16 protein-coding genes and 1 pseudogene are annotated in these 16,453 nt (G+C 73.1%); 6 read left to right on the top strand and 11 right to left on the bottom strand.

Going from position 1 to position 16,453, the window contains the following annotated elements; genetic code table 11:
• Positions 1–3: 3 nt before the first annotated feature.
• The gene (locus tag AB0B39_RS16680) at positions 4–429 is read right to left on the bottom strand and encodes a nucleoside deaminase (RefSeq protein WP_357495931.1); all 426 of its coding nucleotides are present in this window, start codon (positions 427–429) and stop codon (positions 4–6) included.
• Positions 430–506: 77 nt separating this feature from the next.
• On the opposite strand from AB0B39_RS16680, the gene AB0B39_RS16675 reads away from it, so the two are divergent.
• The gene (locus AB0B39_RS16675) at positions 507–1,373 is read left to right on the top strand and encodes an aminoglycoside phosphotransferase family protein (protein ID WP_357495929.1); all 867 of its coding nucleotides are present in this window, start codon (positions 507–509) and stop codon (positions 1,371–1,373) included.
• Positions 1,374–1,391: 18 nt separating this feature from the next.
• On the opposite strand, the gene AB0B39_RS16670 is transcribed toward AB0B39_RS16675, so the two are convergent.
• The 3 genes and pseudogenes from AB0B39_RS16670 to AB0B39_RS16660 form a co-directional block, all read right to left on the bottom strand.
• Positions 1,392–2,201: a DNA-formamidopyrimidine glycosylase family protein gene (locus AB0B39_RS16670; protein ID WP_234586010.1), complete on the bottom strand. Its 810-nt coding sequence runs from the start codon at positions 2,199–2,201 to the stop codon at positions 1,392–1,394.
• Positions 2,202–2,257: 56 nt separating this feature from the next.
• Entirely contained in the window at positions 2,258–2,458 is a 201-nt protein-coding gene (locus AB0B39_RS16665) for a DUF397 domain-containing protein (RefSeq protein WP_357574703.1), read from the bottom strand.
• Positions 2,451–3,338: pseudogene (locus AB0B39_RS16660) on the bottom strand (helix-turn-helix transcriptional regulator). The gene AB0B39_RS16665 and the pseudogene AB0B39_RS16660 overlap by 8 nt, the downstream one beginning before the upstream one ends.
• Positions 3,339–3,547: 209 nt before the next feature.
• Here AB0B39_RS16660 and AB0B39_RS16655 point away from each other — a divergent pair.
• From AB0B39_RS16655 to rocD, 5 genes are all read left to right on the top strand, one after another.
• Positions 3,548–3,718, top strand: coding sequence for a hypothetical protein (locus AB0B39_RS16655; RefSeq protein ID WP_234586029.1), 171 nt, complete (start codon positions 3,548–3,550; stop codon positions 3,716–3,718).
• Positions 3,715–3,969, top strand: coding sequence for a hypothetical protein (locus AB0B39_RS16650; protein ID WP_357574702.1), 255 nt, complete (start codon positions 3,715–3,717; stop codon positions 3,967–3,969). The genes AB0B39_RS16655 and AB0B39_RS16650 overlap by 4 nt, the downstream gene beginning before the upstream one ends.
• 111 nt (positions 3,970–4,080) lie before the next feature.
• Positions 4,081–4,950: a sulfite exporter TauE/SafE family protein gene (locus tag AB0B39_RS16645; RefSeq protein WP_357574701.1), complete on the top strand. Its 870-nt coding sequence runs from the start codon at positions 4,081–4,083 to the stop codon at positions 4,948–4,950.
• A gap of 667 nt (positions 4,951–5,617) precedes the next feature.
• The gene (gene ddaH, locus AB0B39_RS16640) at positions 5,618–6,433 is read left to right on the top strand and encodes a dimethylargininase (RefSeq protein WP_357496249.1); all 816 of its coding nucleotides are present in this window, start codon (positions 5,618–5,620) and stop codon (positions 6,431–6,433) included.
• Positions 6,430–7,644, top strand: a complete 1,215-nt coding sequence (rocD, locus tag AB0B39_RS16635) for an ornithine--oxo-acid transaminase (protein ID WP_357574700.1) — start codon at positions 6,430–6,432, stop codon at positions 7,642–7,644. Before ddaH ends, rocD begins: the two co-directional genes overlap by 4 nt.
• 82 nt (positions 7,645–7,726) lie before the next feature.
• Here rocD and AB0B39_RS16630 read toward each other — a convergent pair whose 3' ends face one another.
• The 7 genes from AB0B39_RS16630 to AB0B39_RS16600 form a co-directional block, all read right to left on the bottom strand.
• Positions 7,727–8,881: an FHA domain-containing protein gene (locus tag AB0B39_RS16630; protein WP_357574699.1), complete on the bottom strand. Its 1,155-nt coding sequence runs from the start codon at positions 8,879–8,881 to the stop codon at positions 7,727–7,729.
• On the bottom strand, positions 8,878–9,171 hold the full coding sequence (locus AB0B39_RS16625; RefSeq protein WP_234586040.1) for a 4a-hydroxytetrahydrobiopterin dehydratase: 294 nt from the start codon (positions 9,169–9,171) through the stop codon (positions 8,878–8,880). Before AB0B39_RS16625 ends, AB0B39_RS16630 begins: the two co-directional genes overlap by 4 nt.
• Before the next feature lie 125 nt (positions 9,172–9,296).
• On the bottom strand, positions 9,297–10,349 hold the full coding sequence (locus AB0B39_RS16620) for an acyl-CoA desaturase (RefSeq protein WP_234586042.1): 1,053 nt from the start codon (positions 10,347–10,349) through the stop codon (positions 9,297–9,299).
• Between the two features lie 134 nt (positions 10,350–10,483).
• Positions 10,484–14,026, bottom strand: coding sequence for a hypothetical protein (locus AB0B39_RS16615; protein ID WP_357574698.1), 3,543 nt, complete (start codon positions 14,024–14,026; stop codon positions 10,484–10,486).
• A gap of 47 nt (positions 14,027–14,073) precedes the next feature.
• A complete protein-coding gene (cutA, locus tag AB0B39_RS16610) occupies positions 14,074–14,394 on the bottom strand; it encodes a divalent-cation tolerance protein CutA (RefSeq protein ID WP_234590601.1) in 321 nt (106 codons plus the stop codon).
• Between the two features lie 143 nt (positions 14,395–14,537).
• Positions 14,538–15,542: a 1-acyl-sn-glycerol-3-phosphate acyltransferase gene (locus AB0B39_RS16605; protein ID WP_357495915.1), complete on the bottom strand. Its 1,005-nt coding sequence runs from the start codon at positions 15,540–15,542 to the stop codon at positions 14,538–14,540.
• Complete coding sequence (locus AB0B39_RS16600; protein ID WP_357574697.1) at positions 15,542–16,375, bottom strand: patatin-like phospholipase family protein; 834 nt, start codon at positions 16,373–16,375, stop codon at positions 15,542–15,544. Before AB0B39_RS16600 ends, AB0B39_RS16605 begins: the two co-directional genes overlap by 1 nt.
• Positions 16,376–16,453 lie beyond the last annotated feature (78 nt).

The raw sequence follows: 16,453 nt of genomic DNA, 5'->3' as shown, positions 1-16,453 counted from the left end.
CGGTCAGTAGTAGTCGTCGATCGGCCGACGCGCCTCCTCGAACAGCGCCGGCCCCTCGTAGCGGACCGGAGGCAGCGGCGGGGTGGCCGGCTTGACCTCCTCGAACTGCTCGCCCGACAGGGCGTACACCACGCGCCCGAGGCCGGACCGGTCGATGGCTGTCGCGCACATCGGGCAGGGCTGGCAGCTCGTGAACATCGTGGTGCCGGCGGCCGCTTCCGGCGAGAGTTCCCGGGCGGCCCAGCGGGCCAGCTTCAGCTCCGGGTGGGCGGTGATGTCCGAATCCGAGACGACCGTGTTGTGGTCCTCGATCAGGACCACGCCGCTCGCGTCGACCAGCAACGAACCGAACGGCCGTTCGCCGGCAGCCCCGGCCCGGCTGGCGAGTTCCACGGCACGGCGGAGAAACTTCTCGTCCTCAGGTGTCATCCGTACCACGCTAGCCACAGTGGATCCGACACGCGAACACTGTCGATTCAGCACGATGGATGACCCAGGATGGCCTGATGGATCTGCCTGAGGGACTCGGCTGGATACGAGGGTCAGCGGTCGGCCGGGACTGGCTGGCCGCGCTTCCGACATTGCTGGCGGAGTGCGCCGAGCAATGGACGCTGCGCCTGGGCCCGCCCTTTCCGTACGCGTACGCCTCCCTGGCGCTCCCCGCCGACCTGCCCGACGGCACGGCGGCGGTACTCAAGCTCCAGTTCCCGACCGAGGACAGCCGGCACGAGGCCCCGGCGCTGGCCCACTGGGACGGCGACGGCGCGGTCCGGCTGCTCGCGCACGACCCGGACCGCCATGCCCTGCTGGTGGAACGCTGCCAACCCGGCACGCCGCTGTACGAACTGCCGCTGGACCGGGCACTGGACGCGGCGATCGACGTGCTGCCCCGGCTCTGGCGACCCGCCGGCACGCCGTTCACCCCGCTCGCCGAGGAGGCCGCCGGCTGGCTCGACCGGATTCCGCGAAGCTGGGAACGGACCGGTCGCCCGTACGAGTGGCGGCTGCTCGACGCCGCATGCGCCCTGCTCGTCGACCTGGCGTCGAGCCAGGGCGAGCAGGTGCTCGTCAACCAGGACCTGCACGCCGGCAACGTGCTCGCCGCCGACCGCGAGCCCTGGCTGGTGATCGACCCGAAGCCACTGAGCGGCGAGCGGGAGTTCTCGGTCGTGCCGCTCGTACGCGGTCAGGAGCTGGGCCACTCGCCGGCCGCCGTCCGGCACCGGCTCGACCGGCTCAGCACCGACCTCGGGCTGGACGCCGAGCGGGTACGGGGTTGGACGATCGGCCACACGATGGCCTGGAGCATCGACGGGGACGTCGTCTTCCCGCACCAGATCGAGGTGGTCCGCTGGCTGCTCGACGGCGAGTGACGTCCGGGCGGCGGGCGGTCAGCCGGGCTGGCAGGTGCGGCACCAGTAGAGGTTGCGGCCGGCCAGCTCGCTCCGGCTGACCTCGGTGCCGCAGACGTGGCAGGGCCCGCCGGCGCGGCGGTAGACGTACACCTCGCCGCCGTGGCGGTCGACCCGCGGTGGTCGCCCCATCGCCTCCGGCAGGTGGACGTCGCGCACGGTGTCGATCCGCCCCTGCCGCAGGGCGAGGCGCATCAGCTCGACCAGGTCGGCCCAGAGCGCGTCCCAGCCGGCGCGGGTCAGGTGGCGGCCCGGCATGGTCGGCGACAACCCGGCCCGGAACAGCGCCTCGGTCACGAAGATCAGCCCGGTGCCGGCCACCACCGACTGGTCCAGCAGCAGCGCCGCGAGGGGCGTGGGGCTGCGGGAGATCCGGGCGTACGACCGCTCGGGGTCGGCGTCTGCGCGCAGCGGGTCCGGCCCGAGGCGCTCGCGCAGGGCGGTCACCTCGGGCGGGGTGAACAGTTCGCAGGCGGTGGGCCCGCGCAGGTCGAGCCAGTGCCGGTCACTGGCCAGCCGCAGTCGCAGCTGGCCGACGGGCTCGGGTGGCTCCCCCGGCCCGTCGGTGAACTTCCCGTACAGGCCGAGGTGGACGTGCAGGGTCAGCTCGCCGGCGTAGTGGTGCAGCAGGTGCTTGCCGTACGCCTCGGTGCTCTCCAGGACCGTGCCGGACAGCCGGGCCGCGCCCTCGGCGAAGCGGCCCTGCGGGCTGGCGGCGTGCAGCTTGTCCCCGGCGAACAGCTCGGCGTGCCGGGCCGCCAGGCGATGAATGGTGTGTCCCTCTGGCACGGGACCCAAGGATAGTCAGCGGCAGGCGGCCGGGCCGAATGAGCGGCGCGGACACGTCAGCCCAGGCGCTGCTCCCTGACGTCGGCCACGAACGACGCCCAGGCGCGCGGAGCAAAGATCAGAGCGGCTTCGGACGGGGCCTTGCTGTCCCGGACGGCGATGACGCCGGGGAGGTTGTCGGCCACCTCGACGCAGTTGCCGCCGCTCCCGCCGCTGCGGGTGCTCTTGCGCCAGGTGGCACCGGCCAGGTCAGTCATGATGCTCCTCGATGATCGAAGTGATCATTTTCTCTGATTCTGCCTCAGTCGACGCCAGCGTCTCCAGATCAGACCAGACATGTTCGAAGGCGGCCACCTCGGTTGGCTTGTCGAGGTAGAGCGCCCCGGTGATGTTCTCCAGGTAGACGGTGGTTGGCTCGGTCGACGCCCTCCCGAACGCCTGCGGGAAGCCCAGCAGGACGAAGGTGCCGGTTTCGCTGGCCAGCGGCGGACCGGCGGCGAGCGGCAGCACCCGCAGGCTGACGTTCGGCAGCCGCGCCGCGTCGAGCAGGTGGCGCAACTGCCCCACCATCGCCCGGCGGTCGGGGATCGTGCGCCGCAGCACCGCTTCGCTCAGGACGACCCGCAGGACAGGCGCGGTCGGCAGCCGGCGGACGAGGATGCCCTGGCGTTGCAACCGGACCTCGACCAGCTTCTCCCGATCCTCGGCGCTCATGGTCGGATTCTTGCGGCGAAAGAGCTCGCTGGCGTATTCGCGGGTCTGCAGGAGGCCGGGGATCAGCTCGGCGTCATATTGGCGCAGGGTCGAAGCCGACGATTCCAGGCCGACGTACAGCGAGAATCACGACGGGACGACATCGCCGTACGAATGCCACCACCCTTTCGCGCGAGTTTCCTTCGCGAGCGCGGCGACGATCTCCCGCATATCTTCGGGCACCCGGTAGAGAGCGCACATCGCGCGGGCGTCCACCACCCGCACCGGGACCAGACCCTTCTCGATGCGCCACACCTTCTGCCGCGAGCAGTCCAGTGCCACGGCCGCCGCGTCCAGCGTCACCGAGGCGTCCTCGCGGAGCTGGGTGAGCAGCCGGCCGAGCTGTCGCCGAGGGACCGTGGACCCGCCTGTTTCATCCGTCATGCAACATCACCGCACCCTTCCTGCAACACCGAATGTTTCGCCCCGCACCCATTTCTTTTCCATTCCTCGTGCGTCAATACGGGTCGAGACTAGGACGGCGCGGAGTTGTTGCACAAGGGGGCCGGCGTGGAACAGGCTGTCACGTATCGGGGGCCGGAAAAGGACGCCACTAATGGCGTCGGCGGCAATTCGGCGGAAAGGATGCCGCGGTGCGCGTGTCGTACGACGAATACCTCTTGGCCACCGCGCTGACCCTCGCCCGCCGGCATCGGCCGGTGTGGAGTTGGACGCGGTGGCGCCGGGTGTGCCGCTGCGGCGCGGAGCTGCCCTGCCGGGCCCGCCACCGCATCCCGATCAACCGTGGGCACTGGCCGACGTGACCGAGCTGAAGCCCGGCGACCTCCTGCTGATCGGGGCGGCCTGCTCGGTGCAGTTCTCCGGCGACCGCGAGCTGCGGTTGCGACTGGTGAGCGTGGACGCGCGCCCCACCTACCACGGGTGGGTCTGGCTGACCGGCTACGTCCTGGACGCCAAGGGCCTGGCCGTCGACAAGCGGGAGTTGTATGTGCGGCGGGCCGGGCTGCGGGTGCTCCACTCCGCGCCGGCGCGGAGCAGGTCAGTCCGCGCGTGATGGCCGTACCCGTAATTGGTGTCAGGAAACGCCCAACGGGGTAGTTGAGGGCGGTACCGCGTGGGTGCCACCCTCTCCGTCGGCCACCACGCATTCATCAGGAGGTGTGTAGTGGTCAGGATTCCTTCGCTGTCCCGCCGGTCCGAGCCGGCACCGACGCGGGACGAGAACCTCGACGGCCGCGTCGACGAGCGGGACACCCCGGTCACCGACCGGGACAGCAGCACGGCGGTCACCGACACCGCCCGGTCCGGGGACGTCACCGACCGACCGGTGGTCACCGACCGGGACGCCGACCAGACGACGTACCGCAGCACGACGGCGACCGGCGACCAGGCCGGCGAGGCCGAGCGGCGTGCCGCCGAGCGCGCGGCCGTGGCCCGGGCCGCCACCGCCCGCCCGGTGGAGGGCGACGCCCGATCCGGCGCCGTCCGCTCGGACGGCCCGACCCGGGCGAGCAGCGCCGCGGCGACCGCCCCGACCATCGAGCGGGACACCGGCCTCGACCGCGACCGCACGACCCGACGCCCCGAGCGCGACACGGACCTCGACCGGACGACTCCACGGCCCGACCCGACCGACAGTGTCGGGACCGACCGCCCGGTCGACGCGACCCCCGGGCACACCGAGCCGGAGCCGCCGGTGACGCGCGGCCCGAAGCCCCGGGCCAGCCTGCTCGCCACCCTCGGCCTCATCGCCTCCGTCGCCGGTGCGCTGTTCGTGCTGACCGGCACCCTGGCCGGGTACGGCATCGGCGTCGGCGCGTTCGGCGCGGTGCTCTCGGTGCTCGGCCTGATGGCCACCCGCCGCCGGCACGTCGCAGGCAAGACCGACGCGCTGTTCGGCGTGCTCATCGGGCTCGCGGCGGTGGTGATCGGCGTGCTGGCGATGACCGGTCAGTTCGACTGGCCGACCACCGACGGCGACTGGGTGCAGCGCTTCCGCGAGTGGCTTGATTCACAGTTTGTGGACCGTTTCTAGCGGGCACTGTTCCGCTCGCCGGTGATGCACCGGCGAAAGCCGGCGGTTCGCCGGCAGCCCGCAGGTGGTTCACCGATCGGGCAACACCCTTTCAGGGGCGGCGATTCGCCGCCCCTGAAGTGTGTCCGGGGTCCGCACAGGCCGTCTCCAGGAGGGGACATCGCGCGGACCCGCACCTTCCCTCCGCTCCCTCTCTTGAGCCCCTCTCCGCCTCTCTCTTCCTCTTCCTCCTGCTCGCTCCTTGCCTTCCGGCTCCCCTTTCTCCTCCTTTCATCCTTTGCTCTGCTTCACCCCAGGCAACACCGAGCGTCCGATTACCGGACGGCAGGTGTTGCCTCCGCTGAAGCAGAGCAAAGGATGCGCCCACTGCCCCCGCAGCCGGGCCCGCACGTCGACCCCGCACGTCGGCCCGCAGACGGACGGTGTCGCGCGCACGGCCGGTGTCGTCCCACAGGCCACGTCGGGTGACGCGGAGCACCAGCAGCCCTGGCCGGCCCATCTACGCAACGAATCGCGGCGCGAGACTGACCACACGCAACGAATGTTCGGTCTGCGCAACCTTCGGTGGTGGATCCTTCCGCTGGGGCCGCATACCGTTGAGCAACGGCACCAGCCCGTGGGCCACGGTGGCCGGGCGTGCCCGACCCCTGGGAGCAGGACAATGACGATGGACGCCACCAGCCAGCGCCTGTTGATGTGCCGGCCGACGTACTTCGCCGTCGACTACGCGATCAACCCCTGGATGGACCCGAGCGCGCCGGTCGACGCCGCGCTGGCCGTCCGGCAGTGGGAGCAGCTGCGCCAGACGTACCTGGACCTGGGCCACACCGTCGAGGAGATCACTCCGGTGCCCGGCCTGCCCGACATGGTCTTCGCCGCCAACGGCGGCACCGTGATCGACGGCAAGGCGATGGCTGTGCAGTTCCGCGACCCGCAGCGCGCCGACGAGGCCCCGGCCTACCGGGCCTGGTTCGAGGCCGCCGGCTTCGAGTTGTACGACCCGAAGCACGTCAACGAGGGCGAGGGCGACGTCCTGCTGGCCGGTGACCACCTGCTCGCCGGCACCGGCTTTCGCACCGCGCACGCCTCGCACGCCCAGTTGCAGGAGGTCTTCGGCTACCCGGTGATCACCATGCAGCTCGTCGACCCGCGCTTCTACCACCTGGACACCGCGCTGACCGTGCTCGACGAGCGGACCGTGGCGTACCTGCCGGAGGCGTTCTCCCCCGGCAGCCAGGCCGTGCTGCGCCGGCTCTTCCCCGACGCGGTGCACGCCACCATGGCCGACGCGGAGGTGCTGGGCCTGAACGCGGTCAGCGACGGACGGCACGTCGTGCTGCCCGCGCAGGCCACGGACCTGGCCGCCAAGCTGCGCGACCGAGGTTACGAGACCATCGGTGTCGACCTGTCCGAGCTGCGCAAGGCCGGCGGCGGACCGAAGTGCTGCACGCTGCGACTCCGTCAGGGAAAGGCAAGCAAGTGATCGAGGACATGCTGCGGACCCCGTCCGCCGTACGCGACGCGGAGAAGTACACCGCGCACAACTACCACCCGCTGCCGGTGGTGATCTCGTCGGCCGAGGGCGCGTGGCTCACCGACGTGGACGGCAAGCGCTACCTGGACTGCCTGGCCGGCTACTCGGCGCTGAACTTCGGTCACCGGCACCCGCAGTTGATCGCCGCCGCGCACGCCCAACTGGACCGGCTCACGCTGACCAGCCGGGCGTTCATCCACGACCAGTTCGCCGACTTCTGCCGGGAGTTGGCCGAGCTGTGCGGCAAGGACCTCGTGCTGCCGATGAACACCGGCGCGGAGGCGGTGGAGACCGGGATCAAGGTGGCCCGCAAGTGGGGCTACCAGGTCAAGGGCGTCACCCCGGGCCAGGCCAACATCGTGGTCGCCGAGGGCAACTTCCACGGCCGGACCACCACCATCGTGAGCTTCTCCACCGACGAGGACGCCCGCGCCGACTTCGGGCCGTACACCCCGGGCTTCACCGTCGTGCCGTACGGCGACCTGGACGCGCTGACCGCCGCGATCGACGAGAACACGGTGGCCGTGCTGCTGGAGCCGATCCAGGGCGAGCAGGGCGTGGTGGTGCCGCCGGAGGGCTACCTGCCGGGCGTACGACAGGTCTGCACCGAGCGGAACGTGCTCTTCATCGCCGACGAGATCCAGTCGGGTCTGGGGCGTACCGGCCGGACGTTCGCCTGTGACCACGAGGGCGTCGTGCCGGACATGTACCTGCTGGGCAAGGCGCTCGGCGGCGGCATCGTGCCGGTCTCCGCGGTGGCCGCGAACGCCGAGGTGCTTAGCGTGCTCAAGCCCGGTCAGCACGGCTCCACGTTCGGCGGCAACCCCCTCGCGTGCGCGGTGGCCATCGAGGTCGTCCGGCTGCTGGCCACCGGCGAGTTCCAGCGTCGCTCCGCCGAGCTGGGCGAGCGGCTGCGCGCCGGCCTGGAAGCTCTGCTCGGCAAGGGCCTGGTCGGCGTACGCGTGCGCGGCCTGTGGGCCGGCCTGGACATCGACCCGGCGCTGATGAGCGGCCGGGAGGCGTGCGAGCGCCTGATGGAGCGCGGCATCCTCGCGAAGGACACCCACGGCTCCACCATCCGACTCGCCCCACCGCTGGTGATCACCGAAGAGGAGATCGACCAAGCGGTAGCACAACTAGCCGAGGTCCTGACCGCCTGACCCCGGCGCCACCCGCGTCGATCATGAAGTTATTGCCCGCCGCCTCGGCGTGTCGTGGCAATAACTTCATGATCAACCGGAGTCAGGGGCGGGGCAGGCGCATCGCCATCGTGGGGGCTTCGGCCATCACCGACGTGGGAGTGAACGGGGCACCCGTCGGCAACTCCTCGGCGCGGCCGATCTGCACGCCCGGGTACAGCTCGATCATGTCGTTCTCGCCCAGCACCCGGGACTGCTGCGGGGCCAGGGGGATCCGGTCCGCCTCGTTCATCGACCCGGCCGGCCGGATGCCGGAGCCGTTGGTGCTGACGTCGGTGACGATGACCTCGCCAACCCGCAGCTCGAAGCGGACGTGACCCCGGCTGATCCACCGCCGGGCCTCGTCGTTGAGCCACTGGCCGAGCATGATCCCGCCGTCCTGCTCGGGTGCCCGACCGGCCACCACCGGCTGCCCCTCGCTCAGCACGAACCGCCGCCGCACCAGGCCACCCACGCGCACGGCGAGCACCTCCGTACGCGGACGCGGGCCGCCGTCACCGAGGCGTGCGCCGTGTCGCGGGCAGGTCGGCACGCCGTTACGCAGCGAGGGCGGCGGCTGCGCGGCCGGGCTGCGGTCCGCCCCTCCGGCCAGGTCGGCGAACGCGCCACCGCCACCACCGCCGCCGAACAACGCGCAGCCCGACTCCGGGCAGCGCCACTGCCGGGCCAGCAGCTTCGCACCGGTCGGCGAACGCTTGCCGGCCACCGGGGCGTGCCCGCCGCCGACGTGCGCGATGAACACCGGCCCACCGGCGCCCGGCACCGGGGCGACCACCCGGCCAGGCTGTTCGACCAGCCACGGGAACCGCCCGCGCAGCCCGTCGAAGCGCACCCGGGTGAGCACCGGAAGGCCCAGCAGGTCGGCGACCTCCAGCATCCGGTCACCCGGGTTGTCCAGCACCTCCACGAGGCCGTCGTCGGCCCAGCGGCGAACCACCATCCGCTCGTTGGAGGTCAGGTCGGCGTCGGAGAGCAGCGCCCGGTGCACCACTGCGTACACCTGGACGCTGTCCTCCTCCAGCTCGCGGGAGAGCGCGTCGATGACCATGCCGAGGCGCAGCAGGCTCGCCGGCCGGCCACCGTCGATGTCCTGGTAGCGGATGATCTCGGCCAGGTCGAGCACCGCCCGGGCCAGCGACGGGTCGGTGCAGACCCGCCCCTCGATGGCGTCCAGAACCTTGCTGATCTCGAATCTCATGCCGCACTCCGGACGATGTCGTCGATCCGCCGGGCCAGCTCGATGTCCCGGTGGGTTACCCCGCCGGCCGAGTGCGTGACACAGCGGAAGGTCAGGGTCCGCCATCGGATGTCGATGTCGGGATGGTGGTCGAGCTCCTCGGCCACCGCCGCCACCCGGTCCACCACCGCGATGGCGTCCGGGAAACTGCCGAGCTGGACGGTGCGGCCGATGCCGGTCGGGTCACCCGACCAGTCGGCCAACCCGCCCAGCTCTTCTCGCACCGCGTCCGCGGTGAGCAGGTCTGCCATGACCAGACCCTACCGGTGGCGCATCCAGCGAGCCGTACGCGCCACCGCTCAGTCGACGCGCGCAGAAGCCGGCGGGGCGGCATCATCGGATGCCGCCCCGCCGGTAGGTCTCACGTCAGCCGTGTTCAGCCGCGCAGCGGCCGACCCACCTCGTGCAGGTGGCCGAGCGCCTGCCGGTACGACTCGATCAGCCCGGTCTCCGCGTACGGGATGCCCTGCTCGGCGCAGTAGGCACGGACGATCGGCTGCGCCCGGCGCAGGTTCGCCCGGGGCATGTTCGGGAACAGGTGGTGCTCGATCTGGTAGTTGAGGCCGCCCAGCGCGGTGTCGACCAGCCGGCTGCCCCGCACGTTGCGTGAGGTCAGCACCTGCTTGCGCAGGAAGTCCAGCTCGTCCTCGGCGGTCGGCATCGGCATGCCCTTGTGGTTCGGCGCGAACGCACAGCCCATGTAGAGGCCCCACAGCCCCTGGTGCACGGCGGCGAAGAGCAGCGCCTTGCCCGGCGACATGACCGCCAGCAGCAGCGCCACATACCCGGCGGTGTGCGCGACGAGGAGCCCCGCCTCGACCGCGCGGTGCCGCATCGGCGTCGCGTACCGGCCACTCTGCTCCCGGCCGATGATCGCCCGGATGCTCGCCACGTGCAGGCTCAGACCCTCGAGAAAGAGCAGCGGGAAGAAGAGGTACGCCTGCCGGCTGGCCATCCAACGGTGTGCGCCCCGGGTCTGGACGGCCTGTTCGGGAGTCCACACCAGCGCGCCCGCGCCGACGTCCGGGTCCTCGTCCTCGTGGTTCGGGTTGGCGTGGTGCCGGTTGTGCTTGTCGACCCACCAGCCGTAGCTGATCCCCACCGCTGCGTTGCCGGCGACCAGCCCGACGACCTCGCTCGGGCCGCGTCGACGGAACATCTGGCGGTGCCCGGCGTCGTGACCGAGGAACGCGACCTGGGTGGTGGCCACCGCCATCACGGCCGCCAGCGCCACCTGCCACCAGGAGTCGCCGACCAGGAACACGGCGACCCAGCCGGCCACGAAGGCGCCGAGGGTGAGCACGAGGCGGGCAACGTACGAGGCAGGTCGCCGCTCCAGCAGGCCGGCCTGACTGATCCGTCGGGACAACTGTGCGTAATCACTACCTCGCCGTCGTACCGGCGGTTCCGCCACCGCTCCGAGCGCCATTACTGCTCCTGTTCCGCTTGCGCCCGAACCAGGCTGGTTCGGGGTCAATGTCAGTCTCCCCGCATCGGTTGCGGTGAGTAACCCTGACAACCCCCGGATGGGGGGTAGGGCGGGCCCTACCCCCCGGCCTCGATTCAGCCCAGCCGGGCCACCGCGGCGCGCAGTCGGGCCAGGTCGCGACGCCGCCGCTCGTAGCTGGCGGCCAGCCCGATCAGCGCCAGCCCGCCGGCACCCAAATAGATCCACCGGGGCAGCAGGTCCCAGCCACGGGCGATCTCGTGCAGCGCCAGGACCGCCAGCACCGCACCGCCGAGCAGCACGGGAGCCTGCCAGCGGCGGCTCGCGCCGGCCAGCACCACGACCAGCGCCGCCGCCCCGAGCAGCAACCGTCGCCACGGCTGCGGATCCGGCCCGGCCAGCACCGACACCAGGCTCGGCAGCAGCGCCGCGACCAGCCCCGGGCCGAGCGCCGGCCAACTGGTCAGCCCCGGCCGGGTCCGCAACGCCAGCAGGCCCGCGCCGAGGGCGAGCCCCGCCGCCGGCAACGTGTACGCCTCCACCACGCTCACCCCGCCGGCGGCGAGCAGCACCCACGCCCCGATCAGCTCGCTGCCCGCGGCGATCGCGGCGAACCGCCACCGTCGACCGGCCGGCTCCCCCCGGCGCAGCAGCCGCAGCGCGACGGCTGCTCCCCACAGCACGCAGACGGTCGCGAGCTGCTGCGCCACCTCGACGGTGAGCGCCGCGGCCACCCCCGCCACCGCCTGCGCGGCGGCATCCAGCACCCGCCCGACCGGTGCCCGCCGCTGCCGGCCGGCCAGGGCCGCGGCGGCGAGGGCCAGCACGGCCACCCCCAGCAGCGGGTACGCCGCCGCCCGCAACCCCTGCCCGTTGGCGAGCGGAGCGGTCACCGCCAGCGCACACGCCGCTCCCACGGCCGCGACGCTCCCGACGACACGCGCCTCGGCCATCCGGGCCCCGACGGCGACGATCACCGCCGTCACCAGCAGCGTGCCCTCGGCCGCGAGCGTGCCGGACCGGGTGGCCAGGAGCACCGCCACGCCGGCCACGGCCAGCACCGCCCCCACGGGCACGGCGATCGACGCGAGCGCCGGGCGGGGCGCCACCAGGGCGGCGAGCAGCAGCGCGGACACCCCGGCGAGCAGGGTGGCGGCCGGCAGCACCGGCCACGGCACACCGACCGCGACGAGCAGCACGGGCAGCGCGGCGGCGGCGAACGGCAGGCCGGTCAGCAGCGGTGGGCGCACCCGCCGACCGGCCACCGCCGCGGCCACCGCCAACGCGACAAGCGCCAGCCCGGTGGGGAACAGCCCCCGATCGGCGATCGCGGTCGGCGCCCCGGACCAGACCGGCCCCGGGACGCCGTACGGGATGAACAGCGCGCTGAGGATCGTCGGCAGCGCGGCCAGCACCGCGACCCCCGCCAGCACCACACCCGACGCCCTCAGCAGACCCCCGGCCGCCGACGGCCCCCCGACCGTCGACGGCCCCCCGATGGTTGACGCCCCCCCGATCGTCGGATCCCCCGATTCCGACGGCCCTTCGGCGTCCACCACCGGCCCCCCAGCGGCCGACAGCCCCCCGACCGCCGTCCGCTGCGCGGGGCCGTCCGGCTCGTCGCCGAGCGCCGGCAGGCCCCAGCGGGCGACGAGGGCGACGCCCAGCGCCGCCAGCGCGGCGTACGGCGTCACGGGCTCGTTCCCCGCCGCCACCAGCGGCGAGACCCCGGCCGCGAACACCGCGACCGCGCCGCCCGTCACCGCGTACTCGATCAGGTCGACCCGGTGGCGACGCACCGCGAGCGCCGCGACCAGCGACAGCCCGGCGGCGAGCAGCGCGGCCCGCGCCTGCCACCAGGGCTGCACGCCGGCCGCGAAGAGCGCCACCGCGGCGATGGCGGGCAGCGCCAGGTGCGCGGCCAGCAAGCCCACGCCCGCCACCCATCGGTACGGCCCGTCGGCCGTCCGCACCGCCAGCGCCACCCCGAGCACGGTGCCGATGCCCAGCACCACCACGACGCCGAGCGGATCGGCCAGGGCCACCAGCAGCGCGTGCCCGATCAGGACGGCGCCCCCGGCCGCCCAGCCGAGCAGGGTGGCCGCCCGGGTCGTCGGGCGGGCCAGTACGGCGAGCACCAGAGTTACCCCGCCGGCCAGGTCCACGGCCACCACAGTCGCCCACGACGCCGTCCAGCCGATGGGCACGGCCAGCAGCACCACCACCGCGCCGGCAGTGGCCAGCCCCGCCCACGCGCGGCGGGGCAGCAATGACGCGGCCGCCCCCAGCGCCAGCGCCACGGCGGGCGCCACCTGCCAACCCCAGCTCAGATCCGGCCCCCACCCGGCCCCGTGCCAGGGCGGCAGCGACCGGGCGGCGGCAGCCACCGCCAACACACCGGCGATCGCCACGGCGACCTGCGCCGCCCCGGCCGCGACAAGCAGCGCGCCGGCGCGCGGCCCGGGACGCCAGCCGGTCGGCAACAGCCGTACCGCCCCGGCCAGGACGAGCGCGACCATCGCCGCCGCGAGCAGCAGCAACGACGGCCGCAGCTCACCCACCGGGCGCAGCACCGCGGCGGCGAGCACCGGCATCAGCAGGCCGGCAGCCACCGCCCGCGCCGCCGTGCCGCCGACCAGCAACGCCGCGACGAGCCCGGTCACCACGACCAGCAGCATCGGCACGCCGGCCAGCAACGGCGACCCCGCCGACCGCCCCAGCACCAACGGCACCAACGCACACGCGGCGGCGGCGACCAGCGCGCCGACGTGACCCAACCCGGCGAATATCCGACCCGCGAGCCGGCGCGCACCGTCCCCATCGCGCAGCGCGACCAGCACCGCCAGATTCAGCACTGCCACCCCGAGCAGCACCAGCACCCAGCCGCCCGCGCCGGGGTCGGCCGGCGCCGCGAGCAACGGCAGCACCGGTTGCGCGACCGCGAGGCCCGCGAACCAGGGCCCGGTCAACCCGCTCAACCGGCCGTACGCCACGAAGACCAACGCGCTGACTCCCCCGACCAGCGCGGTGTACCTGGCGCCCGGCCACCCGGTCACGTGACCCAGATCCACCGACCAGGCGGCGTACCCGTCCAGCAGCACCAGCAGCAGCCCCACCGCGGCGAACGTCTCCGCCGTGCCCCGCAAACCCCGGCGGACCGCCAGCAGCGGGCCGGCCAGGACGAGCGCCGTGACCGCCGCCAGGATCAGCGCCCGGCCACCGACCCCCACGGACGCCCAGGCCACCGCGGTGAAGACCACGGCCGCGGTGCCGAGCAGAAGTCCACCGAGGACGAACAGCAACCCCTGGACCGTCCGGGTCGACGTCTCCGCCGCGCCGGGCGGCGCGTGCTCCACCACACGAAGGGGCGGCGGCGACATGACCGGCGGCGGCCCGACGACCGGCGCTCCGGCCGCCAACCCCGCGCGGACGACCGCCGCCAGCTCGGCCCGCCGCCGCGAGGTGGCCGCCAGCCGACCAGCCAACTCGGTGTACGTCCGATGGGCCCGCTCCACCTCCGGACCGAGCCGATCCACCTCCCGCCCCAGTCGGACCACCTCGGCCGCGATTCGGTCCGGCGGGCGGCGGCAACCGGCGCAACCGGCGTTCAGGTCGGCCGGGGCGCCGCAAGCGGGGCAGGGATAGCGGGTGTCGTCCACCCGGTCATCATCGAAAACCGGCGGCGGACGGCCCAGAGTGCGCGTACCTAGGGTCGGGTGTGGTCGTGCACCCAGGCCGCGTACCCGGGATCACCACTGTCCACCCGCGACACCAGGATCTCCGGGACCTCGTACGGATGGCTGGCCCGGATCTGGTCCACCAGCGCGGCCAACCGGTCCGGCGCGGTCTTGAACTGCACGGACCACTCGGTGCTCGTCTCCACCCCGGAGCGCCACCAGTAGGTGCTGTCCACCTGACCGCCGACCTGAGCACAGGCGGCGAGCCGCCCGGCGACGGCCGCGGCCGCCAGCACGTCCGCAACCGAACGCGCATCCACCACAGTCGTCACCACGCAGATCTGGTCCACGAGCGCACCCTACGCGGCGACGAGGTGCTGAGCCCGCTTTTCGTTCGCGACTGCGGGGCTCCGCTTCGCTGCACTCCTCGCGCTCACCGGAGCCCGCTTTTCGTTCGCGACTGCGGGGCTCCGCTTCGCTGCACTCCTTGCGCTCACCGGTTGGCGGCGATCCACGTGTCGATCTGCGCCCACCAGTCGAAGAGCCAGTCGATGCGCTGCTGCCGGCCGGTCGGCACCTCCTCCGGGGGCACCGACCAGAACCGCATCACGATCCGCTTGTCCATCGGCAGTTCCCGCCACACGTCGGCGACGGTGCTCATCCGGTCGAGTCCGGTGTGGGCGACGAAGATGACCCCGGCGTCGGGGGCGGCGTCCAGGGCGGCGAGCACCCCGCCCGGCTGCGGGGCGAGCACGTGGCGCATCCGTTCGGCGCGCTGCGCCATCCGTTCCAGGCCGAGGGACCGCAGCCGGGCGATGGCCCGCAGTCGACGCTTGGGGGTGAAGTTGCCGCCCTCCGGGAAGATCACGAAGGCGTCGTTGTCGTCCAGGCCGGCGGCCAGGTGCCCGACCTGGCGTACCGTCTCCTCGCCGCGCTCCGGTGTCGGCGCGATGAACCGGTTGGGCAGGCGGTTGAGCAGCACGTCGATCGCCGGGTCCCACTGGAGGCTGTCCTTGAGCACGATCCGCGGCTCCCGGTTGAACCAGTTGACCAGACCGTGGATAAGGATGAACGAGTCGCCCGGCCCGGCGTGCCGGCAGAGCACCAGCTCGGGCCGGCCGGGCAGCGCCGTGTCCGGGTCCGTGCCGACCACGTCGATGTGCAGTCGCAGCGACCAGCGGGCCTGCCAGAACAGCACCCGCAGGAACCAGCCGGCCAGCACGTAGTGCGCCCGCTGGAAGGCTGGGGACCGGCTGCGCCAGCCGAACCCGGACGCCAGCCACAGGACGAACAGCGCGAGCAGCGCCGCAGCGTCCCACACCAGGTAGACGCAGCCGATCCAGAGCAGGCGCAGGGGGCGTAGCCGGCCCGGGACCAGCGGCGAGGCGGCCGCCGCGAGCAGCGCCCAGACCGGCAGCGTGGTCACCACGGCGATCGCGAGCAGCACCACGGCGGGGGCGATCAGCAGCCGCCGCAGCCACCTCGGGGGCAGCGGCATCAACGCTCCACGTGGGCGGCGAGGTAGCGGCGCGACGCGGTGTACGCCCGGCTGATCCGCCGTCCCACCGCCGCCATGTCCCGGTACGCCCACGGTGTGTCGTCGCGTGGGTTCAGCCCTCCGGTCGGCAGGACGTGCACCTCCACCCCCTCGGGCAGCGCGGCCATCTCACGGAAGAAGCGGTGCCGGCGGGAAATCTCGAACGCGACCTGCGCGATCTCCCACGGCCGCCGGGGTGGCGTCAGCTCCCGTTCGATCCGGCCCACCTGCAGGACGAAGATCTGGCCGGCGCCCGCGGCCACCGCCTCGCCGATCGGGATCGAGTTGACGATGCCGCCGTCCACGTAGTGCGCGCCGTCGATCTCCATCGGCGGGAGCAGGCCCGGCACCGAGGCCGACGCCATCACCGCCGGCACCACCGGACCACTGTCGAACCAGTGCTCGGCGGCCCGCTCGATGTGCGCGGCGCAGCAGCGGAACGGCACCCGCAGGTCGGCGAAGGTGGTGTCGACGCCCAGTTCGGATTCCAGCAGCCGGCGCAACGGCCGGGGCGAGTGCAGGTGGGTGCGGGCTGCGAAGCGGCGCAGTTGCCGGGCGACCGAGTCGCCGTACACCTCGCTGGCCTCGGGTGAGGCCCAGAGGCGGACCAGCCGGTCGGTCACCGCCTCGGACGGGTCGGCGGCGACCAGCGCGCCGTTGACCGCGCCGATCGACGTGCCGAGCACCATGTCGGGTTGGATGCCGGCGCGGAACAGGGCCCGCAACATGCCCACCTCGACGGCGCCGAGCACCCCGCCGCCACCGAGAACGAACGCCACCGGTCCCCCCGCCATGTCCCCATCCTGGCACGCGCCCGCCGACCACCAGTGGGCCGCCGTCCGCCGGCCGGTGGACCTACCCGGCCACCGTCC

Source organism: Micromonospora sp. NPDC049114 (genome assembly GCF_040648635.1).
Classification (GTDB): Bacteria; Actinomycetota; Actinomycetes; order Mycobacteriales; family Micromonosporaceae; genus Micromonospora.
The sequence above is the reverse complement of the archived record's forward strand: the minus strand, read 5'-3'. Positions and strand labels throughout refer to the sequence as shown.